The organism is Streptomyces sp. NPDC096048, assembly GCF_044763415.1.
GTDB lineage: Bacteria > Actinomycetota > Actinomycetes > Streptomycetales > Streptomycetaceae > Streptomyces.
This window is the reverse complement of the sequence record NZ_JBIWGG010000012.1, coordinates 1-24,036: the sequence shown is the minus strand read 5'-3', so window position 1 is coordinate 24,036 and position 24,036 is coordinate 1. Positions and strand designations below refer to the sequence as shown.

The following is a 24,036-nucleotide window of genomic DNA, read 5'->3' as shown; positions in this document are numbered from 1 at the left end:
CCATGGAGCGGAAGAGGGAGACACACGTGATCAGGGCACTGGTCGCCGACGACCAGGCGGTCGTACGCACAGGCTTCGTGAACCTCCTGAGCACCCAGGAGGACATCGAGGTGGTCGGCGAGGCGGAGGACGGTGCGCAGGCGGTGCGGATCGCCGCTGAGACCCGGCCCGACCTCGCGCTCCTCGACATCCGGATGCCGCACATGAACGGCATCGAGGCGGCCCGCGAGATACTGGCCGCTTCCGGCGGGGCGACGAAGGTCCTGATGCTGACGACCTTCGGCCTCGACGAGTACGTGTACGACGCGCTCGCGGCCGGGGCGGGCGGTTTTCTGCTCAAGGACGCCACCTTCCCCGAACTGCTGCACGCGGTCCGGGTGGTGGCGGACGGGAACGCCCTGCTCTCGCCCGAGATCACCAAACGGCTCATCGCCGAGTTCGTCCACGCGCGCGCGTCACGGCTGCCCGTCCACTCGGCGGCCGACCTCACGGCCCGGGAGACAGAGGTGCTGACCCTGATCGCGCGGGGTCTGTCCAACGCGGAGATCGCGGGCCGCCTCACCATCACCGATCACACGGTGAAGACCCACATCAACCGGCTGTTCGCCAAGCTGGAGCTGCGCGACCGGGCCCAGGCCGTGATCGCCGCCTACGAACTGGGCCTGGTCCGGGCGGGCGGTGAGTCGGGGGCCCGGCACCGGTAGACAGGCGTCGGTGCCGGGCCCCCTCCCCGGGTCGGCTTCTGCGGACCCTCAGCCGGAGAAGCCGACGTGCGCGAGCCGCAGAGAGCCGCGCAGCCTGATGCGGAGATCGTGTACGCCCTCGGCGGTCAGCGCGGCGCCGATCTCCACGTAGTCGTAGGGGCCCGGTGTGGGCGCGTCCGGTGTCAGCACCGCCGGTGCCGGGCCGCCGTCGAGGGCGATCTCCACGGTGCCCGCGCCTCCCGCCACCGTCACGGTCACCCCGGTGACCCCGGGACCGAAGTCGCAGCCGCGGTAGAGCAGTTCGCCCTCGCCCGCCGCCACCGGCGTCACCGCGTCGCCCGTGGCCCTCGTCCGGTCGACGAGCTCCGTGCCGCTCTGCTCGTCGAAGTCGGCGGCCACCAGGCCGCGTTCACGGACCGGGCGCGGGGCGGCGGGCTCGCCGGCGAGGGACACGGTCGTCGACAGGCGGACGTCCTCGCTGGAGGCGCCCGCCAGCAGGGCGTACGGGCCCGGCTCCAGCCGCCACCGGCCGTGCGCCACGTCCCAGAACGCGAAGGCGGACAGCGGGACTTCGAAGGACACGTCCGCCGTGGCTCCCGGGGCCAGGGTGACGCGGCGGTGGGCCAGCAGTTCGCGGCGCGGGCGCGGGACCGGCGGGGCCTCGGCGCGGACGTAGAGCTGGGCCACCTCGTCGGCGGTGACGTCCCCCGTGTTGGTGACCGTGAAGGACACGGACACCTCCCCGTCCCCCACTCGCGCCGCCAGGTCCGCGTACGAGAAGGACGCGTACGACAGGCCGTGCCCGAACGGGAACAGCGGCGTCCCCTCGAAGTACAGGTAGGTCTGACGGCCGCCGATCACGTCGTAGTCGAGCAGGTCCGGCAGGTCGGTGTCGTCCGCGTACCAGGTCTGCGGGAGCCGTCCGGCGGGGGAGACGTCCCCGGCGAGGACCCGGGCCAGCGCGGTGCCGGCCGCCTGTCCGCCGTGCGCCGTCCACAGCACCGCCGGGAGCGCGTCGGCGTCGACCGCGTACGGATAGGCGGACACCAGCGTCAGCACGGTGCTCGGGTTGGCGGCGCGCGCCGCGCGCAGCAGGCGTTCCTGGTGGGCGGGCAGCCGCAGCGTCGTACGGTCCTCGGTCTCCCGGCCGTTGATGTGCGGGTCGTTGCCCGCCACCACCACGACCACGTCCGCCTCCGCCGCCACCCGCGTCACCGCGTCCTCGCCGCGCTCGGTGACGACCACGTCGAAGACCTCCGGGGCGCCGTCGTCCGAGGGCGTGTCCGGGGCGGCAACCTTCACGCCGTCGGCGGCGACATGGACGTGACCACCCGTCCCCGTGTGCCGGAGGAGGTGCCCGTTCCCGTGGGGTTCCAGGCGGAAGGTCTCCTGCACGACCCAGCCGCCGGGCTGGTCGGCGGAGGCGCGCAGGTAACCGTCCTCGGCGACCGAGAGGTAGCGGCCGTCGGGTGCGCGCAGGGTGAGGACGCCCTCGCCCCAGTCGACGAGCGCGAGTTCGGTGCCGACGGCGTCGGTGGTGAGGGGCGGCAGGTCGGTGCGGCCGGCCAGCAGGGCCGGGTCGAGGGCGCCCTCGGCGCCGCGCGCTTCGTCGGGGGACTCGTCCGACGGGAGCACGTGCAGGAAGGTACCGGCGGCGGTCCTCAGCCGGACCCGGTCCACGCCCTCCGCGAAGCTCACGCGCTCGGCGCCGAACCGCTCGTACAGGCCCTCCAGCGGGGTGGAACGGTGGATGAGCGTGCCGCTGTACCAGTCGAGCTTGCACTCGTCGGCGAGCAGCCCGACGACCGCGACACGGGTGTCGGCCGCCAGCGGCAGCACGCCGTCGTTCTTGAGCAGGACGACCGCCTGCTCGGCCGCCTCCAGCGCCAGCGCCCGGTGCTCCGGCGTGTCGAAGCCGGCGCCCGCGGTCTCCGCGGTGACGGCGTGCGGGTCGTGCTCCGGGTCGAACTCGCCGAGCCGGAAGCGGACCGACAGCTGCCGGCGCACGGCCGCGTCGATGTCGGCCTCGGTCAGCAGGCCCTGTTCGAGGGCGCCCCGGATACGGGCGACGATCTTCGAGGAGTCCGTGCCGTGGTCGGTGAAGCTGTCCACCCCGGCCCGCAGGGCGGCGGCGGTCGCCTCCTCGTGGGTGTCGAAGTAGTGCTCGGAGTCGACCAGGTTGGAAGGGGCACCCGCGTCCGAGCAGACCAGGAGGTCGTCCTCCGTCCAGGCACGCAGATGCCGGTTCAGGTACGGGGAGACATGGTTGGGGCGGCCGTTGACCAGGTTGTACGCCGGCATCACCCCGGCCACCGCGCCCGCCTCGACCGTCCCGCGGAAGGCGCGCAGGTCGTACTCGTGGAGGACGCGGGGGCGGACGGAGGACGAGGACGTGTCCCGGTCGGTCTCGTTGTTGTGCGCGAGCCAGTGCTTGAGGACGGGCGCCGTGCGCCAGTACGTCGGGTGTTCGCCGCGCAGGCCGCGGGTGTAGGCGGTGGCGATGGCCGAGGTGAGTCTCGGGTCCTCGGAGTAGCCCTCCTCGTTCCGGCCCCACAGGGGGTGGCGCAGCAGGTTCACGGTCGGGGACCAGACGTTGAGGCCCACGCGGTCGTCGCGGGCGCGCATCGCCCGCGCCTCCTTGGACACCGCCTCGCCGACCCGGCGCACCAGGTCCTCGTGCCAGGTGGCGCCGAGCCCCACGGCCTGCGGGAACACGGTCGCCGGGCCCATCCAGGCCACGCCGTGCAGCGCCTCCTGGCCGGTGCGGAAAGCGGCGACGCCGAGCCGTTCGACGGCGGGCCCGAACTGGTGCAGGAACCCGGTCTTCTCGTCGAGCGTGAGCCGCGACAGCAGGTCGTCGACGCGCTTCGCGAACGGCAGACGCGGATCACGGAAAGGCGGCGTGGGCGGCGTGGGTGCGGTCACGTGGAGTTCCCCTTGCGATGGAGCGGCCGGGCGCTTTCGAAGCGCTTCGATGCTCAGTCGGCCCGGGGGTGGGTGTCAAGCCACTTCCGCGCATCACCTCCGACTTCTCCTCGCAACCCAAGCGTCACATGAGCCGGTTCGGGCGGTCCCGCCCTCCCCATACCTCGGAGGAATTCTGGAAACGACTCTTGTGCACCCCCAGGCGTTCACTTAACCTCGCAGCAACATCGAAGCGCTTCGACTACGAGGCTCCCACCCGGACGTGCACCTGGGCACCTGATGCAACGGGTGCAACGGGTGTACCTGTTGCACTTGGTGCACCTGGTTCACCTTGAGGTGCGGCCGAATCCGGGCATTCCTCCGACGACCGCTTCAGCTCAGCCAGTTCCACTCGAGACACCGCAGCCGACGGCCACCGCCGGGTGTCCTGGTGCGCCACGAAGGGTTGACGCAATGACGCCGAACGCCGCCTCCGGCCCCAGCCGGAGAAAGTTCCTCGCCTCCACCGCGGTCGCCACCGCAGCGGTGGCGGGAGGGATGCCGCTGCTCTCCGCGTGCGGCGGTGGGTCGGACGGAGGATCACGGGACGGCACCACGTCGGGCAAGGACGCCAAGAAGCTGCTGCCGGCCTACGTGGCCGGCAACGTGGTCACCCCCGACATCCCCAGCAAGAACGGCTCCGCGGTCGGCTTCACCAGCAAGCTCGACCTCGCCGACCTGAAGACCTCGGTGCCGAAGAAGCTCGGCAAGGGCGGCAAGGTCACCATCATGTCGCCGTTCTGGGGGTCCCCGCCGAAGGAGGACAACGCCTACTACAAGGCGATGAACGACCTCATCGGCGTCGACGTGGCCTGGCAGAACCAGGACGGCAACACCTACGACCAGAAACTCGGCGCGGTCCTGGCCTCCAGCGAGGTACCCGACGTGGTGGTCGTGCCCGGCTGGAACATGACCGGCAAGATCCCCAGCGCCATCATCGGCAAGTTCGCCGACCTGGGCCCCTACCTCTCCGGCGACGCGGTCAAGGACTTCCCCAACCTCGCGGCGATCCCCACCGACGCCTGGCAGCGGTCCATCTTCGGCGGCAAGCTGCGCGGTCTGCCGATGCCGTCCTCGTACGTGACCGGCATCGTGCCGCTGTACCGCCAGGACATCTTCGAGAAGGAGGGCTACGAAGTCCCCCGGTCCTGCGACGAGTTCATGGCGCTGGCCAAGGAGGCCACCAACGCGAAGGCCAAGCGCTGGGCCTGCCTGGACATGAAGTGGACCGCCTTCAACGCCTTCGGCGTGCTCTCCGGCAACGAGAAGTCACTCGGCTGGAACCAGGCCGACGGCAAGCTGATCTACCGCATCGAGACCGAAGAGTACCTAGAGGCCCTGGAGTGGACGCGCAAGCTGTTCGCCGCCGGCGTCGTGCACCCCGACGCCAAGCTGGGCAAGAGCAACGCCGCCGACCCCGGGCCCAAGTTCGCCGCCGGCGAGTTCCTCATCTACAACCAGGACACCTCCCAGTGGTGGAGCCGCACCGCGGAACAGGCCTCCCAGAACCCGGAGTTCAAGATCTGGGGGATGGACATCTTCGGGCACGACGGCGGTGACCCCACGCTGTGGGCGCAGAACCCGGCCGGCATCTTCGCCTTCGTCAACAAGAACGCGTCCGAGTCCGTGATCCGCGATGTGCTGGCCGTCGCCAACGTCACCGCCGCGCCGTACGGCACCAAGGAGTACATGGCCACCAACTACGGCGTGGAGGGCACCCACTACACCGTCGAGGACGGCGTGCCCACCAAGACCGACCAGGGCAACATCGACGTGATGAACGCCTACGTGATGGTGGCGAGCCCCGCCGCGACCATCGCCCACCCCGACTTCCCCGAGGTCGCCAAGGGGCAGGTCGAGTGGCAGCAGCGGATGGGGGCCTTCACCAGGAAGCCCACGTTCTACGGCATGCAGGTCACCGAGCCCGCCCGCTACACCAACCTCTCCAACGACTTCGAGCAGCTCGAGGACGACGTCGTCCGCGGCCGCAAGAAGATCAGCGACGTGCAGCAGGCCGTCTCCGACTGGAAGAGCAAGGGCGGCGACAAGCTCCGCGACTGGTACAAGAAGCTGCTCGACGAGAACGGCACGGCGGCGGGCTGACCGGTACCGAGGCGAGGAGAACGGCCGTGTCCCACAACACGGTGCCTCGGACCAGAGCCGAGGCCGATGCGACGAAGAAGACCCCGGTGGCGTCCGGCGACGCCGCCGGCTCCCGCGAGGCCAAGCCGCACACAGGGAAGCTGAGCCTCGGAGTCAGGTTCCGGCGTGACCGCGTGCTGGTGCTGATGACGCTGCCGGCCGTCCTGCTGGTGCTGCTCTTCAACTACGTACCGATCCTCGGCAACGTCGTCGCCTTCCAGGAGTACGACCCCTACATCAGCGACAACGGGATCGTCTCCATCCTGCACAGCCCGTGGGTGGGCCTGGAGAACTTCCAGCGGATCTTCGAGGACTCGGCCTTCTGGAACTCCGTGCGGAACACGCTGCTGCTGTTCGTCCTCCAGCTGGTGCTGTACTTCCCGATCCCGATCCTGCTCGCGCTGCTCATCAACAGTGTGGTCCGGCCCCGGGTGCGGGCGATCTCGCAGGCCATCCTCTACCTGCCGCACTTCTTCTCGTGGGTCCTGGTCATCGCCGTCTTCCAGCAGCTGTTCGGCGGTGCCGGGCTGCTGTCCCAGCTGCTGCGCGACCACGGGTACGACGGGCTCAGCCTCATGACCGACCCGGACACCTTCAAGTTCCTGGTCACCGCGCAGAGTGTGTGGAAGGACGCGGGCTGGGGGATCATCGTCTTCCTCGCCGCGCTCGCCTCGGTCAGCCCCGACCTGTACGAGGCCGCCGCGATGGACGGTGCCAACCGCTGGCGCCGGATGTGGCACGTCACGCTGCCCGCGCTGCGCCCGGTCATCGCCCTGCTGCTGGTGCTGCGCGTCGGCGACGCCCTGACGGTCGGTTTCGAACAGATCCTCCTGCAACGCGACGCCGTCGGGCCGGGCGCCGCGGAAGTCCTGGACACCTTCGTGTGGTGGAACGGCGTACGCAACCAGGACTTCGGCTACGCGGCCGCCGCCGGCCTCGTCAAGGGGGTCATCAGCCTCGGCCTGGTCCTGATAGCGAACAAGGTGGCCCACCTCATGGGCGAGCAGGGGGTGTACAAGAAGTGACCGCCGTTCAGGAAGTGACCGCCGCGATCGACAAGCCCGCGCGGGGGCCCGGCCGGTGGGCGGCCCCGCCCCGTCCGGTGTGGGAGGAGAAACCCAGCCGGGCCGGCCTGGCCGGCAAGGGGCTGGTCCTGCTGCTGGCCTGCCTGGCCATCCTGTTCCCGCTGTGGATCGTCGTCGTCACGAGCCTCTCCTCGCGCAAGTCCATCGACGAGGCCGGCGGGCTGGTGATGGTCCCGACGGACATCACCTTCGTCGCCTACCAGGAACTGCTCAGCGGCGGCCAGGTCACCCGCGCCGCGCTCGTCAGTATCGGTATCACCCTCGTCGGCACCCTGTTCTCGATGGCGGTGTCGGTGCTGTGCGCCTACGGGCTGTCCCGCAGCGGCTCGCTCGGCCACCGCTGGATCCTCATGACGCTGCTGGCCACGATGTTCTTCAGCGCGGGCCTCATCCCCACCTACCTGCTGGTGCAGTCCCTGGGGCTGATGGACAACTACCTCGCGCTGATCCTGCCCAGCGCGATCAGCGTCTTCAACATCCTGGTGCTGCGCGGCTTCTTCATGGGCATCTCGCAGGAGCTGATCGACAGCGCCCGCATCGACGGCGCCGGCGACCTGCGCATCCTGTGGCAGATCGTCCTGCCGCTCTCCCGCGCGGTCGTCGCGGTGATCACGCTGTTCTACGCCGTCGGCTACTGGAGCGCCTGGTTCAACGCCTCCCTGTACCTGAACGACCAGGACATGCTGCCCCTGCAGAACGTGATGATCCAGCTCGTGCAGAAACAGGAGGCGCCGGTCGGCCTCGGCCAGGCGATCAAGACCGGTGAACTCTCCGGACTCGCCGTGCAGATGGCGGTGATGGTCATGGCCCTGCTGCCGGTGGCCGTGCTGTCGCCGTTCGTTCAGCGTCACTTCAAGAAGGGAATGCTGACCGGCGCCGTGAAGGGCTGACGCCCTCACCCCCAGCTCCGTCGTGGCCGGTCGCTCCTGACCGGCGGCCGGCCACGACGGACCCGCTCGCCCCGCCCCTCCGCTCGCTCCGCCCACCCTCGGTCGCACCGCCCACCCCGCCCCCGAGCCGCACAGAACGAGGTATGTCATGCATGCGTCAGTGTCAGGCAGCCCGAGCCGGCGTGCCGTACTCGCCGGAACCGCGGCCGCCGCCGCGCTCACCGCCGTCCCGTTCACACCCGGGCGCGCCCGAGCCGCCGCGGAAACGGCGGAAGCAGGCCCCTACCGCTGGCGCAACGCCGTCATCGGAGGCACCGGATTCATCACCGGTGTCCTGTTCCATCCCCGCGTCCGCGGGCTCGCCTACGCCCGCACCGACATCGGCGGCGCCTACCGCTGGGACGACCGCACCGACCGCTGGATCCCGCTCCTGGACCACCTCGGGTGGGACGACTGGAACCTCCTCGGCGTCGAGGCGATGGCCGTCGACCCCGCCCACCCGGACCGGCTCTACCTGGCCTGCGGCACCTACTCCCAGGCGTGGTCGACCAACGGCGCGATCCTGCGCTCCGAGGACCGGGGCAGGACCTGGCAGCGCACCGACCTCACCGTGAAGCTCGGCGCCAACGAGGACGGCCGGGGCACCGGCGAGCGTCTCCTGGTCGACCCGCGCGACGGCGACACCCTGTGGCTGGGCACCCGGCACGACGGCCTCTGGAAGTCGACGGACCGCGGCGCCACCTGGACCCCCGTCACCGGCTTCCCCACCACCCCGAGCGCCACCGGCCAGGGCGTCACCCTCCTCGTCGCCGCCCGCCGCACCGTCTACGCCGGCTGGGGCGACACCGACGGCACCGCACCGAACCTCTTCCGCACGGCCGACGGCACCACCTGGGAGCCCGTCCCCGGACAGCCCTCCGGCACCGCGGCCCAGGTCCCGATACGCGCCGCGTACGACCGGCACACCCGCGAGCTGTACGTGACGTACGCCGACGCACCGGGCCCCAACGGCCAGTCGACCGGCAGCGTCCACAAGCTGCGCACGGTCAACGACCGTTGGACCGAGGTCACGCCCGTCCGGCCCGGCGGGACCACCGACGACGGGTCGGCCGACAGCTTCGGCTACGGCGGAGTCGCCGTCGACGTCCGCCGCCCGGGCACCGCCGTCGTCTCCACCAACAACCGCTGGGCGGCGGTCGACACCCTGTACCGGACCACCGACGGCGGCCGCACCTGGACGTCCCTGAAGGACTCGGCCGTCCTCGACGTCTCCGAGACCCCGTACCTGAAGTGGGGCGAGGAGCAGCCCAAGTTCGGCTGGTGGATCCAGGCCGTCGCCCTCGACCCGTACGACTCGAAGCACCTCGTGTACGGCACCGGCGCCACCCTCTACGGCACCCGCGACCTCAGACGCTGGGCCCCGCGGATCCGCGGCCTGGAGGAGGCGTCCGTGACCCAGCTGATCTCACCCCCGGCAGGGGGAGCGCACCTGCTCAGCGGGTCGCGGGACATCGGCGTGATGTACCACGAGCGGCTCACGGCGTCTCCGGCGCACGGCATGGCGACGAACCCCGTGTTCGGGTCGGCGACGGGACTCGCACAGGCGGCACGCAGACCGGCGTACGTCGTCCGGACGGGCACGGGCGATCACGGCAACGGCGCGTACTCCCACGACGGCGGACGGACCTGGGCACCCTTCGCGGCCCAGCCCGACCTCGCCGAGAGCGCCCCCGGCCCGATCGCCACCAACGCCGACGGCAGCGTGCTGCTGTGGTCCTTCGTGCACTGGGACGGCACGAAGCACACGGCTCACCGCTCGGCGGACAACGGCACGACCTGGTCCGAGATCCCCTCCTTCCCGAAGGGCGCCACGCCGGTCGCCGACCCGGCCGACCCGGCGCTCTTCTACGCGTACGACACCGACACGGGCACACTGCTCGCCAGCACCGACGGCGGCCGTTCCTTCACCGCCCGCGCGACCGGACTGCCCGCCGGCGACAGCCAGTACAAGGTGGTCGCGGCGCCGGGCCGGTCCGGCGACCTGTGGCTGAGCACGAAGTGGAACGGCCTGCACCGCTCCACCGACGGCGGCGTCACCTTCACCAAGGTCACCAGCTGCTGGGCCTCCCACACCCTCGGCTTCGGCAAGGCCGCCGACGGCGCCGGCTATCCGGCGATCTACCAGGTCGGCTCCACCGAGGCCATCACCGCCGTCTACCGCTCCGACGACGAGGCGAGGAGCTGGACGCGGATCAACGACGACCGGCACCAGTGGGGGTGGACCGGCGAGACGATCACCGGCGACCCCCGCGTGTACGGCCGCGTCTACCTCGCGACCAACGGACGCGGCATCCAGTACGGGGAGCCCAGGTGATGCCGAGCCTGTCGGACGCCACCCGCCACCGCATCCTCTACGGCGGTGACTACAACCCCGAGCAGTGGCCCGAGGAGACCTGGCACGAGGACGTCCGCCTGATGAAGGACGCCGGCGTCAACTCCGTCACCCTCGGCGTCTTCTCCTGGGCGAGCCTCGAACCACGCCCCGGCGTGCACGACTTCGGCCGCCTGGACCGCCTGATGGACCTGATGCACGCGAACGGCATCGGCGTCGTCCTCGCCACCCCCACCTCCTCGCCCCCGCCCTGGCTGGGGCACCTGCACCCGGACACCCTGCCCCGCGACGAGGACGGCCGCACCGAGTGGTGGGGCGGCCGGCAGCACTTCTCGCACTCCAGCGCCACCTACCGCCGCCACGCCGCCGCCATCACCGAGGCCCTGGCCGCCCGCTACGCCGGCCACCCCGCCCTCACCATGTGGCACATCAACAACGAGTACTGCACCTACGACCACGGCGACGAGGCCGCCGCCCGCTTCCGCCGCTGGCTACAGGACCGGTACGGCACCCTCGACGCCCTCAACACCGCCTGGGGCACCGCCTTCTGGAGCCAGGGCTACGGCGACTGGGCGGAGATCCTGCCGGCCCGCCGCACCCACTACCTGAAGAACCCGGCCCAGGTCCTCGACTTCCGGCGCTTCACCTCCGACATGCTCCTGGAGTGCTACGTCGCCGAACGCGACATCGTCCGCCGCCACACCCCGCACATCCCGGTGACCACCAACTTCATGCCGCTCTGGTCCGGCCAGGACGCCTGGCGCTGGGCCGAGGAGGAGGACGTCGTCTCCGTCGACCTCTATCCCGACCCGCGCGACCCGCTCGGCGCCCAGGAAGGCGCCCTGGTCCAGGACATGACCCGCTCCCAGGCACGCGGCCCGTGGATGCTCATGGAACAGGCGGCCGGACCCGTCAACTGGCGCGGCGCGAACCACCCCAAGCCGCGCGGCCTCAACCGCCTGTGGTCCCTCCAGGCCGTCGCCCGCGGCGCCGACGCCGTCTGCTACTTCCAGTGGCGCCAGTCGCGGCAGGGCGCCGAGAAGTTCCACTCCGGGATGGTCTCCCACGCGGGGGCGGAAGGCCGTACGTACCAGGAGGTCAAGCAGCTCGGCGCCGACCTCGCGAAGCTCGGCCCGCACGCGGCGGACGCCGCCGTCACCGCCGACGTCGCCGTCCTGCACGACTGGCACTCCTGGTGGGCCGGCGCCCAGGACGGCCGCCCCTCCGCCCGCTTCGAGTACCCCGACGTCCTGCGCGCCTGGCACCGCGCCCTGTGGGAAGCCCACCTCACCACCGACTTCGCCCACCCGGAACACGACCTGACCCCCTACAAGGCGGTCGTCGTACCCCAGCTCTACGCGCTCACGGACGCGGCGATCGACAACCTCCTCGCCTACGTCCACGTCGGCGGCACCCTCGTCTGCGGCTTCCTCACCGGCGTCGCCGACGCGGACGACCGGGTCAGGCCCGGCGGCATGGACGCCCGGTTGCGCGAGCTGTTCGGCATCCGCGTCCTGCACGAGTGGTGGCCCCTGGAGGCGGACGAGACGACCGCCTGCGACGGCTTCCGGGGCACCCTGTGGTCGGAGGAGATCGAGCCCGACGGCACCGCCACCGAGACCGTCCGCTACAAGGGCGGCGAGCTGGACGGACTCCCGGCCGCCCTGCGCAAGGGCCGCGCCTGGTACCTCTCGACCCTCCCGGAGCCGGACGCGCTGCGCGACCTGCTCGCCCGCATCGCCGCCGACGCGGGCGCCCGACCGGTGCTCGCCGGACTCCCGGCCGGCGTCGAGGCCGTACGCCGCGGCGACCTGCTGTTCCTCCTCCACCACGGCCGCGACCCGGTCACCGTCGACGTCCCGGGCACCCACCGCGACCTGCTGACCGACGCGACCGTCACCGACCGCGTCACCCTCGGCCGCTACGGCGTGGCGGTCCTCAGGGAGCCGGCCTCATGACCGGTACGCCGGTACACGGCACCTGGGAGCCCGAGCCCGCCGCCCGCTGGGAGGACGCCTTCCTGAGCGGCAACGGCCACCACGGCGCCCTCGTGTTCGGCGATCCGAACGCCGACCGGGTCATCGTCACCCACCACACGCTCGTCCGCCCGAACGGCGACGAAGAACACCGCCGCCCGCCCCGGCTCGCCGCCGAACTCCCCGCGTTGCAGGACCGCCTGCTCGCCGGGGACCCGACCGCCGCCGAGGGCTTCACCGACGGCCGCCCGCTGCAATGGGTGCGCCCTTTCCACCCGGCCTTCCAACTGCGCCTGAACAGGCCGCCCGGCGACACCCACGCCCCCTACCGCCGCTCCGTCGACTTCACCACCGGCGAGACGACCGCCACCTGCGCCGACTGGACCAGCCGTGTCTTCGTCTCCCGCGCCGACGACGTGATCGTCCAGCACGTCACCGCCCCGCACCTCACCCTCGACCTGTCCCTCGACCCCCGCCTCCCCGGCGCCCCCACCGGGCTGGGCGTCGGCCACGGCGCCGCCCTCACCCCCGAGGGCGCCCTGCTCAGCCTGCGCGCCCGCTACCCCGGCAGCGACCTGGCGTACACCGGCGTCACCCTGGCCGCGGTCACCGGCGGCACCACGAAGCTGGTTCCGCCCGGCGTACGCGTCGAGGGCGCCACGGAGGTACTGCTCCTCACCCGGGTGCGCCGGCACACCGGCGAGCTGGACGTGGTCACCGAGGGCCGGACCCTGCGCGACCTGCCGGACGGGACGTCGTACGAGGGTCTCCTCGACCGCCACCTCGCCCTCCACCGCACCGCCTACGACCGCGTCACCCTCGACCTCGCCGCCGACCCCGCCGAACGCGCCCTGCCGGGTTCCGCGCTGCTCGAACGCCCCGGCGGCACGGCCCTGCTGGAGCGTCTGTTCGCCGCCGGCCGCTACCACCTCCTGTCGGCGAGCGGCCTCCTCCCGCCCCGCCTGACCGGCCTGTGGACCGGCGACTGGAACACCGCCTGGTCCGGGGCGTTCACCACCAACGCCAACCTCAACCTCCAGACCGCCTCCGCCGCGGCCGCCGCCCTCCCCGAGGTCACCGAGGCCCATGCCGCCCTGGTCCACGGGCAGCTCCCGGACTGGCGGGACAACGCCCGCGCGATCTTCGGCACCCGAGGCGTCGTCGCGCCCTCGCACACCGACGGCGAGTCCGGGCACACGTACCACTTCAGCCGCGAGTACCCGCTCCACCTGTGGACCGCGGGCGCCGACTGGCTGCTCAAGCCCCTCGCCGACCACGACGAGACCCACGGCGACCGCGACCCCCGCACCACCGCCGCGCTCGCCGAAGTCGCCCTGTTCTACGAGGACTTCCTCTCCCGGACCGACGACGCCGGACACGCGGTCGTGGTCCCCTCCTACTCACCCGAGAACCGCCCCGCCAACGCCGGCTGGGGCACCGTCAACGCGGCCATGGACCTCTCCGCCGCCCGGCACGCCCTGCTGACCGCCGCCGACCGCCACCCCGAGCACGCCGACCGCTGGCGTGCCCTCGCCGACCGGCTGCCACCGCACCGGATCAACGGGGACGGCGCACTGGCCGAATGGGCCTGGACCGGTCTGGAGGACACGTACGACCACCGCCACCTCAGCCACCTCTACGGCGTCTGGCCGCTCGACGAGATCAACCCCTACGACACCCCCGCCCTCGCCGAGGCCGCCCACCGGGCCCTCGCACTGCGCGGCGCCGAGAACCACTCCGCCCACGGCCACCTCCACCACGCCCTGATCGCGGCCCGGCTCGGGGACCGCGCCCGGGTCGCCCACGCCCTCGGCCAGGTGCTCGACGGCGACTTCTTCCACGCCTCCCTGATGAGCGCGCACTACCCCCACCGCGACGTGTACAACGCGGACGCCGCGCACGCCCTCCCGGCCGTGCTCATCGAGATGCTCGTGCAGTCCACCCCCGACCGGCTGGTCCTGCTGCCCGCGCTTCCGGAGCGCTGCCCGGCGGGCCGGCTGAGCGGCGTCCGCACCCGCTTCGGGGCGGCACTCGACCTCGCCTGGACGCCCGACGGCGACGTGACAGCCGTCCTGCGCCCCGGCCGCACGCACCGCATCGAACTCCGGACCTCCTTCGGCGCCGAACCGCTCGACCTCGTCGCCGGAGAGAACCGCGTCATCAGCGTCACGAGAGCGAGTGTCGCGGCGCGGTAGCCCCCGCAACCTCCCCCCCACCCATGGAAGGAACCCCATGGCACCACGCACCCGCACCCTGAGCCGCCTCTCCACGGCCTTCCTCGCCCCGGCCCTCGCCCTCGGCGCCACCATCGGCCTCGCCGCCGCTCCCGCCCAGGCCGCCGTCTGGAGCTCCTGCGACCAGTGGGGCAACACCAACCTGAACGGCTACACCCTCTACAACAACATCTGGGGCTCCGGCGCCGGCAGCCAGTGCGTCTGGGCCAACTCCGGCACGAACTGGGGCGTCTGGGCCGACCACCCGAACACCGGCGGCATCAAGTCCTACCCGAACGCCAAGAAGGTGATCAACAAGCCGATCACCTCGATCGGTTCGCTCAGCAGCAGCTACAACGTCACCGTCCCGTCGTCAGGCGCGTACAACACGTCGTACGACATCTGGGACACGGACTACGACTACGAGATCATGCTCTGGGTCAACCACCACGGCGCGGTCGGCCCGCTCGGCAGCCCACAGGGGTCGGTCACGCTCGGCGGCCACACCTGGAACGTCTACAAGGGCGACAACGGAGCCAACGAGGTCTTCTCGTTCCTGCGCACCTCGGACTCGAACTCGGGGACCGTCCAGATCCTGCCGATCCTGAAATGGATCAAGGACACCAAGGGCTGGATGGGCAACGAGACCATCGGTGACGTGCAGTTCGGCTACGAGATCACCTCGTCCGCCGGCGGCCTGGACTTCCGCACCAACAACCTGACGGTCAGCGGCGGCTGACCCCGTACCGCGGCACGGCCGAGGGGCCGGCCCCGTCCGGGACCGGCCCCTCGGCTCACCCCGCGACCGGCAGCCGCGCGCCGTCCCTGAGGAACAGCGGGATGCGGTCCAGCGGCGCGTCCACCGTCACGGCCGACCCGCCCTCGTACGTCTCCCCCGTCCACGCGTCCGTCCAGCGCGCGCCCGCCGGAAGGTACGTCGTCCGGACCGTGGCGCCCGCCGTCAGCACCGGCGCGACCAGCAGGTCCCGGCCGAAGAGGTACGCGTCGTCCACCGTCCAGGCCTCCTGGTCCTCGGGGAACTCCAGGAACAGCGGTCGCATCACCGGCAGCCCCTCCTCGTGCGCCTCCCGCATCACGCCCAGGACGTACGGCTTCAGCCGCTCGCGCAGTCGCAGGTACCGCTCCAGGATCGGGTACGCCTCCTCCCCGTACGACCACACCTCGTTGGGGCCGCCGGTCATGTCCGGACCCAGCGGCATGCCCGGGTCGCGGAAGCCGTGCAGGCGCATCAGCGGTGAGAGCGCACCGAACTGGAACCAGCGGATCATCACCTCGCGGTAGGCCGGGTCGTCCGGGTCGCCGCCGTGGAAGCCGCCGATGTCCGTGTTCCACCAGGGGATGCCGGACAGCCCGGTGTGGAGACCGGCCGCGATCTGGCGGCGCAGGGTCGCGAAGTCGGTACCGATGTCCCCGGACCAGAGCGCGGCGCCGTGGCGCTGACTGCCCGCCCACGCCGAGCGGTTGAGGGTGATCACCTCGTCCACGCCGGCGGCACGCAGGCCCTCGTCGAAGGCGCGGGAGTTCTCGGCCGGGTACATGTTCCCGACCTCCAGGCCCGGCCCCGCCCAGTAGCGCAGGTTCTCCGGGAAGCCGGGCTTGAGCTCCGGCTCGCAGGCGTCCAGCCAGAAGGCCGTGATGCCGTACTCGTCGAGGTAGTTCTCCTTGACCTTCGACCACACGTAGTCGCGGGCCTCGGGGTTGGTGGCGTCGTAGAAGGCCACCTGGACGGTGGACGCGACCTCCTTGTCCGGCCAGTCGGCGTGCGCCATCGGGCCGTACTGGGTGCCGATGAAGTAGCCGCGCTGCTCCATGACCGGGTGGTTCTCGCTCAGCGGGGACACCGACGGCCAGACGCTCACCACCAGCTTGATGCCCAGCTCGTCCAGCTCACGGACCATGGCCGCCGGGTCGGGCCACTCGGCGGGGTCGAACTTCCACTCGCCCAGGTGAGTCCAGTGGAAGAAGTCGCAGACGATGGCGTCGATCGGCAGGCTCCGGCGCTTGTACTCCCGGGCCACGGCGAGGAGTTCGTCCTGGGTGCGGTAGCGCAGCCTGCACTGCCAGAAACCCGCCGCCCACGCGGGCAGCATCGGCGTACGGCCGGTCACCGCGCTGTAGCGGCGCTGCGCGTCGGCCGGGGCGCCGGCCGTGATCCAGTAGTCGATCTGGCGGGCCGAGTCGGCGACCCAGCGGGTGCCGTTGTGTGCCAGCTCCACGCGCCCGATCGCCGGGTTGTTCCACAGCAGCGTGTAGCCGCGGCTGGAGGTGAGGACGGGTATGGACACCTCGGCGTTGCGCTGGACCAGGTCCACGACCAGGCCCTTCTGGTCGAGGCGGCCGTGCTGGTGCTGGCCGAGGCCGTACAGCTTCTCGTCGTCGTAGGCGGCGAACCGCTGCTCCAGCCGGTGGTGCCCGCTGCCGACGGCCGTGTACAGGCGCGGGCCGGGCCACCAGAAGTGGGCGGGTTCCTCGGCCAGCAGCTCACCGCCGTCCGCGGTCCGTACGAAGCGCACCTGCCCCTCGGGGCCGACCTCCACGGTCAGCGCCCCGACGGTCAGCGAGCCGTGCCCCTGCTCGATCTTGACGGTGCTCCCGGTCGCCGGCGCCGCCGGCAGCAGGGCGCCGGGCAGCTCCTCCAGCACCGGACCGCCGAGGCGGGCCCGGACCCGGACCGCGTCCGGGCCCCATGCCTCGATCCGCACGGTCTCCTGACGGCCGCTCCACTCCAGCGCGCCGTCCCGCTCGCGGAACGTGCCGACGGTGGGGGAGGACTGGGCGAGGCTGACCTTGGGCTGGATCTCGGCAGGCTGGTTCACGAGGCGGCTCCTGGGGGAGTGCGGGGAGAACGCGGACATGGCGGTGCCCTGGCAGGGGCCGAGCGCGGTGCGGAGCGAGGGTTACACAGAGGTCGGCTATGGAGAGGTCGGCTACGGAGAACGGCTACGCAGGGGTCGGCTACGGAGAGGTCGGCTACGCAGGGGTCGGCTATGGAGAGGTCGGCTACGGAGAGGTCAAGGGCTGGGACCGGACGGGCGCCTGCCCCGCACCGGCCCGGGCGGGCGCCGGCCCCGAGCTGGCCCGGACCGTCAGCTCCGGTGCGAGCAGCACGACCTCGTCGCTCCCGCGCCCGTCCAGCTTGGCGACCAGCTGCTCGACGGCGTGCCGGCCCATCTCCTGCGCGGGCACGGCGACCGACGTGAGCCGCACCGAGGCCTGGGTGGCGACCTGCTCGGGGCAGACCGCGACCACCGACACGTCCTCGGGCACGGCCCGGCCCTGCTGGCGCAGCAGGGCGAGCAGCGGCTCGACCGCGGACTCGTTCTGGACCACGAACCCCGTGGTGTCCGGGCGTTCGTCGAAGACGCGGGCGAGGGTCGCGGCCATCGAGTCGTACCCGCCCTCGCAGGGCCGGTGGAGCAGCCGCAGCTCCAGCTCCCGCGCCCGGGTGCGCAGCCCCTCCAGGGTGCGTTCGGCGAAGCCGGTGTGCCGTTCGTAGACCGCGGGCGCCTCGCCGATGACCGCGATGTCGCGGTGTCCCAGCTTCGCCAGGTGCTCCACGCACAGCGCGCCGGTCGCCCGGAAGTCGAGGTCGACGCAGGTCAGCCCGGTGGTGTCGGCGGGCAGACCGATCAGCACGGACGGCTGGTCGGTGCCGCGCAGCAGGGGCAGCCGCTCGTCGTCGAGTTCGACGTCCATGAGGATCATCGCGTCGGCGAGCCCGCTGCCGGTGACGCGGCGCACCGCGTCGGGGCCCTCCTCGCCGGTGAGCAGCAGGATGTCGTACCCGTGGGTGCGCGCACTGGTCGCGACCGCGATGGCGATCTCCATCATCACCGGCACGTACATGTCGGTGCGCAGTGGGATCATCAGAGCGATGATGTTCGACCTGCTGCTGGCCAGGGCGCGGGCACCGGCGTTCGGGTGGTAGCCGAGCTTCCGGATGCTCTCCTCGACCCGTTGCCGGGTGGTGGTGGAGATGGACCGCTTGCCGCTGAGGACATAGCTCACCGTGCTCGCCGAGACTCCGGCGTGCTGGGCGACCTCGGCGAGGGTGACCATCCAGCTCTCCAAGCTTTGTGAAGCGCTTCGACAGCGCGCGGGGTGGACAATGGCGGGTGAGGGTGGTCCGACAGTAACCCCAGTGGGGGTGGGTGTCCATAGGTCGTCGAAGCGCTTCGACACCTACTTCCCCGCCGTCCCCTCTCCGAGGCATCGGCCGAACGGCCGCACGAAGGGTGGTGGGACCGCCCGGGATCGGGTAAATACGATCGGGTAGCACCGACTAGTAACGTACGTCCGCAAGTTCGCCTGTGACCCATCGCGGCGATCTTCGTGGACGTACCTCCCCCCGATGCCGATTCGCGGCGAGGTGAGCCTCATGTCCGCACCAACCACCCCCTCCTCCCGATCCACCGTCACCGAACGTGAGGCCCGCGAGGTCGCGGAGGCGGCCCGGGAACAGGACTGGCGCAAGCCGAGCTTCGCCAAGGAGCTGTTCCTCGGCCGCTTCCGCCTCGACCTCATCCACCCCCACCCGCTCCCGGCCCACGAGGACGTCCAGCGCGGCGAGGAGTTCCTCGCCAAGCTGCGCGACTTCTGCGAGACGAAGATCGACGGGGCCGTGATCGAGCGCGACGCACGGATTCCGGACGAGGTGATCACCGGGCTGAAGGAGCTGGGCGCCTTCGGCATGAAGATCGACACCAAGTACGGCGGACTCGGCCTCACCCAGGTCTACTACAACAAGGCCCTCGCCCTGGTCGGATCCGCGAATCCCGCGATCGGCGCGCTGCTCTCCGCCCACCAGTCGATCGGCGTGCCGCAGCCGCTGAAGATGTTCGGCACCCAGGAGCAGAAGGACACGTTCCTGCCGCGCTGCGCCCGCACCGACATCTCGGCGTTCCTGCTGACCGAGCCGGACGTCGGCTCCGACCCGGCCCGCCTCGCGACCACCGCCGTCCCGGAAGGGGACGACTACGTCCTCGACGGCGTGAAGCTGTGGACGACCAACGGCGTCGTGGCCGACCTGCTCGTCGTCATGGCACGCGTCCCGAAGTCGGAGGGCCGCAAGGGCGGCATCACCGCCTTCGTCGTGGAGGCCGCCTCCGAGGGCGTCACGGTCGAGAACCGCAACGCCTTCATGGGCCTGCGCGGCCTGGAGAACGGCGTCACCCGCTTCCACCGCGTCCGCGTCCCGGCCGCCAACCGCATCGGCCCCGAGGGCGCCGGGCTCAAGATCGCCCTGACCACCCTCAACACCGGCCGGCTCTCGCTCCCCGCCATGTGCGTCGGCGCCGGCAAGTGGTGCCTGAAGATCGCCCGCGAGTGGTCGGCGGTGCGCGAGCAGTGGGGCAAGCCGGTCGCGCTGCACGAGGCGGTCGGCTCGAAGATCTCGTTCATCGCGGCGACGACCTTCGCGCTGGAGGCGGTGCTGGACCTGTCGTCCCAGATGGCGGACGAGGACCGCAACGACATCCGCATCGAGGCCGCCCTCGCCAAGCTCTACGGCTCCGAGATGGCCTGCCTGATGGCCGACGAGCTGGTCCAGATCCGCGGTGGCCGCGGCTTCGAGACCGCGGCCTCCCTCGCCGCCCGCGGTGAGCGCGCGGTGCCCGCCGAGCAGATCCTGCGCGACCTGCGCATCAACCGGATCTTCGAGGGCTCCACCGAGATCATGCACCTGCTGATCGCCCGCGAGGCCGTCGACGCCCACCTCTCGGTCGCCGGTGACCTGATCGACCCCGACAAGTCCCTGTCGGACAAGGCGCGGGCGGGCGCGCAGGCGGGCGTCTTCTACGCGAAGTGGCTGCCGAAGCTGGTCGCCGGACCCGGGCAGCTCCCGCGCTCCTACGCCGACTTCCACCCGTCCGGCCACCCCGACCTGTCCGGACACCTGCGCTACGTCGAGCGCACCGCCCGCAAGCTGGCCCGCTCCACCTTCTACGCCATGTCCCGCTGGCAGGGCCGGATGGAGACCAAGCAGGGCTTCCTGGGCCGGATCGTCGACATCGGCGCCGAGCTGTTCGCGATGAGCGCCGCGTGCGTGCGCGCCGAGCACCTGCGCGCCGAGGGCGACCACGGCCGTGAGGCCTACCAGCTCGCCGACGCCTTCTGCCGCCAGGCCCGCATCCGCGTCGAGGAGCTCTTCGGCCGTCTGTGGACCAACACCGACGACCTCGACCGCAAGGTCGTCAAGGGCGTGCTGGGCGGCGCGTACGAGTGGCTGGAGCAGGGTGTCGTCGACCCCTCGGGGGACGGGCCCTGGATCGCGGACGCCACCCCGGGCGAGTCACGACGGGCGAACGTCCACCGCCCCATCAGGTAGGACGGACGTACGTCGGATCCCGCCGGGGCCGTCCAGCGCCCCGGCGGGGCGCGGCCCCACCCCGCCGGGCGGCCCCCGTGCCGCTCCGGGGCGCAGGCGCACGGGCACCGCGACACCCGTGCGAGGGACGCGCTGTCCTCCCGGAGGGCGGTTGCGGCAACAATGGGGGGATGAGCGACAGTCCAGCCCCACTCGCCGACCCCCACCTCGTGTACGACCCGGTGGCGGGCGACGGCCCGAAGGACGTGGTGATCCTCGGGTCCACCGGGTCGATCGGGACCCAGGCCATCGACCTCGTGCTGCGCAACCCGGACCGCTTCCGGGTCACCGCCCTGTCCGCCAACGGCGGCCGGGTCGCCCTCCTCGCCGAGCAGGCGTACCGGCTGAGGGCGCGGACCGTCGCCGTCGCCCGCGAGGACGTCGTCCCCGCGCTGCGGGAGGCGCTGAGCGACCAGTACGGCAGTGGGGAACCGCTCCCCGAGATCCTCGCCGGGCCCGACGCGGCCACCGAGGTCGCCGCCTCCGACTGCCACACCGTCCTCAACGGCATCACCGGCTCCATCGGGCTGGCACCGACCCTGGCCGCCCTGGAGGCGGGCCGCACCCTCGCGCTCGCCAACAAGGAATCGCTCATCGTCGGCGGCCCGCTGGTCAAGGCGCTCGCCAAACCGGGCCAGATCATCCCGGTCGACTCCGAGCACGCCGCGCTCTTCCAGGCGCTGGCCGCCGGCACCCGCGCCGACGTGCGCAAGCTGGTCGTCACCGCGTCCGGCGGCCCGTTCCGGGGGCGTACGAAGGAGCAGCTGGCGAGCGTCACCGTCGAGGACGCCCTCGCCCACCCCACCTGGGCCATGGGCCCGGTGATCACGATCAACTCCGCCACCCTCGTCAACAAGGGCCTGGAGGTGATCGAGGCGCACCTCCTCTACGACATTCCCTTCGACCGCATTGAGGTGGTCGTGCACCCGCAGTCGTATGTCCACTCGATGGTCGAGTTCACGGACGGATCGACACTGGCCCAGGCGACGCCCCCCGACATGGGCGGGCCCATCGCCATCGGCCTCGGCTGGCCCGAACGCGTCCCCGACGCCGCCCCCACCTTCGACTGGAGCAAGGCGTCGACCTGGGAGTTCTTCCCGCTCGACAACGAGGCCTTCCCCTCGGTGAACCTGGCCCGGCACGTAGGAGAACTCGCGGGCACGGCCCCGGCGGTGTTCAATGCCGCCAACGAGGAGTGCGTCGAGGCGTTCCGCTCCGGCGCGCTGCCGTATCTCGGGATCATGGAGACCGTCACGCGGGTGGTCGAGGAACACGGCACCCCCCGGGCGGGAACCTCGCTCACCGTCGCGGACGTCCTCGAAGCGGAGGCCTGGGCACGCGCCCGGGCCCGGCAACTGGCGGCACAGACGGCGGAGGCCCGTGCATGACGACCCTGATGTTCATCCTCGGCATAGTCGTCTTCGCGGTCGGCCTGCTGTTCTCGATCGCCTGGCACGAGCTGGGGCACCTCTCCACGGCCAAGATGTTCGGCATCCGCGTGCCGCAGTACATGGTCGGCTTCGGGCCGACGCTCTTCTCGCGGAAGAAGGGCGAGACCGAGTACGGGGTCAAGGCCATTCCGTTCGGCGGCTACATCCGCATGATCGGCATGTTCCCGCCCGGCGCCGACGGCCGGCTGGAGGCCCGCTCCACCTCGCCCTGGCGCGGCATGATCGAGGACGCCCGCTCGGCCGCCTTCGAGGAACTGGAGCCGGGTGACGAGAAGCGCCTGTTCTACACGCGCAAGCCCTGGAAACGGGTCATCGTGATGTTCGCGGGCCCGTTCATGAACCTCATCCTCGCGGTGGTGCTGTTCCTCACCGTGCTGATGGGCTTCGGCATCTCGCAGCAGACCACCACCGTCAGCTCCGTCTCCCAGTGCGTCATCTCGCAGAGCGAGAACCGCGACGACTGCACCAAGTCCGACCCGGCCTCCCCGGCCGCGGCGGCGGGCCTCCGCGCGGGCGACAAGATCGTCGCCTTCGACGGCGTACGGACCGACGACTGGGACCGGCTGTCCAACCTGATCCGCGCCAACCCCGGCGAGCAGGTGCCGGTCGTCGTCGAGCGCGGCGGCCAGGAGATCACCCTCCAGGCGACGATCGCCACCAACCAGGTCGCGAAGAAGGACGCGAACGGACAGATCGTCGAGGGCGAGTACGTCACCGCCGGCTTCCTCGGCTTCAGCGCCGCCACCGGCGTGGTGAAACAGGACTTCGGCCAGTCCGTGACCTGGATGGGCGACCGGGTCGGCGACGCCGTCGACTCCCTGGCCGCGCTGCCGTCCAAGATCCCCGCCCTGTGGGACGCCGCCTTCGGCGACGGACCGCGCGAGGCCGACTCCCCGATGGGCGTCGTCGGCGCCGCCCGCGTCGGCGGCGAGATCGCCACCCTGGACATCCCGCCCACCCAGCAGCTGGCCATGTTCGTCATGCTCGTGGCCGGGTTCAACCTCTCCCTGTTCCTCTTCAACATGCTCCCGCTGCTGCCGCTCGACGGCGGCCACATCGCGGGCGCACTGTGGGAGTCACTGCGCCGGAACGCGGCCAAGGTGCTGCGCCGCCCGGACCCGGGGCCGTTCGACGTGGCGAAGCTGATGCCGGTGGCCTACGTGGTGGCGGGCATCTTCGTCTGCTTCACGCTGCTCGTCCTGGTGGCGGACGTCGTCAATCCGGTACGCATCAGCTGAGATGCGGACGGTCCGGCCCCTTCGGTGGATACCGAAAGGGCGGACCCGGTCGGACCGGGCAATCGCCACATCCGATGAGAAGCCCGATCCGGGGAGCATGTCCCCCCGGGCCGGGCTTCACGCCGATCACCCGGCAGATGGACGCCAAAGGGTGTACCTCCCGTACGCCGTGTGCCTGACGTTCACGTCGGTGCCGTAATCTCGAAGGCCGGAGCCCGCCGCTGAACGGGGCCGGACCTTGATCCACGACTTGGGGTTGCACAGCAGATGACTGCGATTTCTCTCGGCATGCCGGACGTTCCGACCAGGCTCGCGGAGCGCCGCAAGAGCCGTCAGATCCAGGTCGGGCCCGTGGCGGTGGGCGGCGACGCCCCCGTGTCGGTGCAGTCCATGACCACGACCCGCACCTCCGACATCGGTGCGACGCTGCAGCAGATCGCCGAGCTGACGGCGTCCGGCTGCCAGATCGTCCGGGTGGCCTGCCCGACGCAGGACGACGCCGACGCCCTGGCCGTGATCGCGAGGAAGTCGCAGATCCCGGTGATCGCGGACATCCACTTCCAGCCCAAGTACGTGTTCGCCGCGATCGAGGCGGG

General features: G+C 71.5%; 15 protein-coding genes. 12 read left to right on the top strand and 3 right to left on the bottom strand.

Annotation, left to right across the window (positions count from 1 at the left end; genetic code table 11):
• Positions 1-2: 2 nt before the first annotated feature.
• A complete protein-coding gene (locus ACIQ6R_RS30060) occupies positions 3-704 on the top strand; it encodes a response regulator (RefSeq protein ID WP_404224744.1) in 702 nt (233 codons plus the stop codon).
• 48 nt (positions 705-752) lie between these two features.
• On the opposite strand, the gene ACIQ6R_RS30055 is transcribed toward ACIQ6R_RS30060, so the two are convergent.
• The gene (locus tag ACIQ6R_RS30055; RefSeq protein ID WP_404224742.1) at positions 753-3,629 is read right to left on the bottom strand and encodes a glycoside hydrolase family 3 C-terminal domain-containing protein; all 2,877 of its coding nucleotides are present in this window, start codon (positions 3,627-3,629) and stop codon (positions 753-755) included.
• Positions 3,630-4,082: 453 nt separating this feature from the next.
• Here ACIQ6R_RS30055 and ACIQ6R_RS30050 point away from each other — a divergent pair, with 453 nt between their 5' ends.
• The 7 genes from ACIQ6R_RS30050 to ACIQ6R_RS30020 all read left to right on the top strand — a co-directional run bounded on the left by ACIQ6R_RS30050 (position 4,083) and on the right by ACIQ6R_RS30020 (position 15,105).
• A complete protein-coding gene (locus tag ACIQ6R_RS30050) occupies positions 4,083-5,771 on the top strand; it encodes an extracellular solute-binding protein (RefSeq protein WP_404224740.1) in 1,689 nt (562 codons plus the stop codon).
• A gap of 26 nt (positions 5,772-5,797) precedes the next feature.
• Complete coding sequence (locus tag ACIQ6R_RS30045; protein ID WP_404182967.1) at positions 5,798-6,835, top strand: ABC transporter permease; 1,038 nt, start codon at positions 5,798-5,800, stop codon at positions 6,833-6,835.
• A gap of 14 nt (positions 6,836-6,849) precedes the next feature.
• Positions 6,850-7,785, top strand: coding sequence for a carbohydrate ABC transporter permease (locus ACIQ6R_RS30040; RefSeq protein WP_404224921.1), 936 nt, complete (start codon positions 6,850-6,852; stop codon positions 7,783-7,785).
• A gap of 148 nt (positions 7,786-7,933) precedes the next feature.
• A complete protein-coding gene (locus tag ACIQ6R_RS30035) occupies positions 7,934-10,159 on the top strand; it encodes a WD40/YVTN/BNR-like repeat-containing protein (protein WP_404224738.1) in 2,226 nt (741 codons plus the stop codon).
• Positions 10,159-12,135 (top strand): beta-galactosidase, encoded by a 1,977-nt coding sequence (locus ACIQ6R_RS30030; protein ID WP_404224736.1) that lies wholly within the window; start codon positions 10,159-10,161, stop codon positions 12,133-12,135. Before ACIQ6R_RS30035 ends, ACIQ6R_RS30030 begins: the two co-directional genes overlap by 1 nt.
• Positions 12,132-14,348 carry a glycosyl hydrolase family 95 catalytic domain-containing protein gene (locus ACIQ6R_RS30025; protein WP_404224735.1) on the top strand — a complete coding sequence of 739 codons (2,217 nt, stop codon included), beginning with the start codon at positions 12,132-12,134 and terminating at the stop codon, positions 14,346-14,348. Before ACIQ6R_RS30030 ends, ACIQ6R_RS30025 begins: the two co-directional genes overlap by 4 nt.
• A 37-nt stretch (positions 14,349-14,385) precedes the next feature.
• Positions 14,386-15,105, top strand: coding sequence for a hypothetical protein (locus ACIQ6R_RS30020; RefSeq protein ID WP_404224733.1), 720 nt, complete (start codon positions 14,386-14,388; stop codon positions 15,103-15,105).
• 55 nt (positions 15,106-15,160) lie between these two features.
• On the opposite strand, the gene ACIQ6R_RS30015 is transcribed toward ACIQ6R_RS30020, so the two are convergent.
• On the bottom strand, positions 15,161-17,203 hold the full coding sequence (locus ACIQ6R_RS30015; protein ID WP_404224731.1) for a TIM-barrel domain-containing protein: 2,043 nt from the start codon (positions 17,201-17,203) through the stop codon (positions 15,161-15,163).
• 184 nt (positions 17,204-17,387) lie between these two features.
• Complete coding sequence (locus tag ACIQ6R_RS30010) at positions 17,388-18,446, bottom strand: LacI family DNA-binding transcriptional regulator (protein ID WP_404182950.1); 1,059 nt, start codon at positions 18,444-18,446, stop codon at positions 17,388-17,390.
• 319 nt (positions 18,447-18,765) lie between these two features.
• Between ACIQ6R_RS30010 and ACIQ6R_RS30005 the strand changes: the two genes are divergently transcribed.
• From ACIQ6R_RS30005 to ACIQ6R_RS29990, 4 genes are all read left to right on the top strand, one after another.
• The gene (locus ACIQ6R_RS30005; protein ID WP_404182947.1) at positions 18,766-20,712 is read left to right on the top strand and encodes an acyl-CoA dehydrogenase family protein; all 1,947 of its coding nucleotides are present in this window, start codon (positions 18,766-18,768) and stop codon (positions 20,710-20,712) included.
• 170 nt (positions 20,713-20,882) lie between these two features.
• The gene (gene dxr / locus ACIQ6R_RS30000; RefSeq protein ID WP_404224729.1) at positions 20,883-22,139 is read left to right on the top strand and encodes a 1-deoxy-D-xylulose-5-phosphate reductoisomerase; all 1,257 of its coding nucleotides are present in this window, start codon (positions 20,883-20,885) and stop codon (positions 22,137-22,139) included.
• Between the two features lie 8 nt (positions 22,140-22,147).
• Entirely contained in the window at positions 22,148-23,440 is a 1,293-nt protein-coding gene (locus ACIQ6R_RS29995) for a M50 family metallopeptidase (RefSeq protein ID WP_404183472.1), read from the top strand.
• A 267-nt stretch (positions 23,441-23,707) separates the two neighbouring features.
• Positions 23,708-24,036, top strand: a 329-nt coding sequence (locus tag ACIQ6R_RS29990) for a flavodoxin-dependent (E)-4-hydroxy-3-methylbut-2-enyl-diphosphate synthase (protein ID WP_404224727.1), incomplete at its 3' end; no start/stop codon positions are given.

Excerpts from the sequence above, each read along its gene's own strand:
- ACIQ6R_RS30060 (WP_404224744.1), top strand. The coding sequence starts at position 3 with ATGGAGCGGAAGAGGGAGACACACGTGATCAGGGCACTGGTCGCCGAC.
- ACIQ6R_RS30050 (WP_404224740.1), top strand. The coding sequence starts at position 4,083 with ATGACGCCGAACGCCGCCTCCGGCCCCAGCCGGAGAAAGTTCCTCGCC.
- ACIQ6R_RS30035 (WP_404224738.1), top strand. The coding sequence starts at position 7,934 with ATGCATGCGTCAGTGTCAGGCAGCCCGAGCCGGCGTGCCGTACTCGCC.
- ACIQ6R_RS30030 (WP_404224736.1), top strand. The coding sequence starts at position 10,159 with ATGCCGAGCCTGTCGGACGCCACCCGCCACCGCATCCTCTACGGCGGT.
- ACIQ6R_RS30025 (WP_404224735.1), top strand. The coding sequence starts at position 12,132 with ATGACCGGTACGCCGGTACACGGCACCTGGGAGCCCGAGCCCGCCGCC.
- ACIQ6R_RS30020 (WP_404224733.1), top strand. The coding sequence starts at position 14,386 with ATGGCACCACGCACCCGCACCCTGAGCCGCCTCTCCACGGCCTTCCTC.
- ACIQ6R_RS30010 (WP_404182950.1), bottom strand. The coding sequence starts at position 18,446 with ATGGTCACCCTCGCCGAGGTCGCCCAGCACGCCGGAGTCTCGGCGAGC.
- ACIQ6R_RS30005 (WP_404182947.1), top strand. The coding sequence starts at position 18,766 with ATGTCCGCACCAACCACCCCCTCCTCCCGATCCACCGTCACCGAACGT.
- dxr (WP_404224729.1), top strand. The coding sequence starts at position 20,883 with ATGAGCGACAGTCCAGCCCCACTCGCCGACCCCCACCTCGTGTACGAC.
- ACIQ6R_RS29995 (WP_404183472.1), top strand. The coding sequence starts at position 22,148 with ATGTTCATCCTCGGCATAGTCGTCTTCGCGGTCGGCCTGCTGTTCTCG.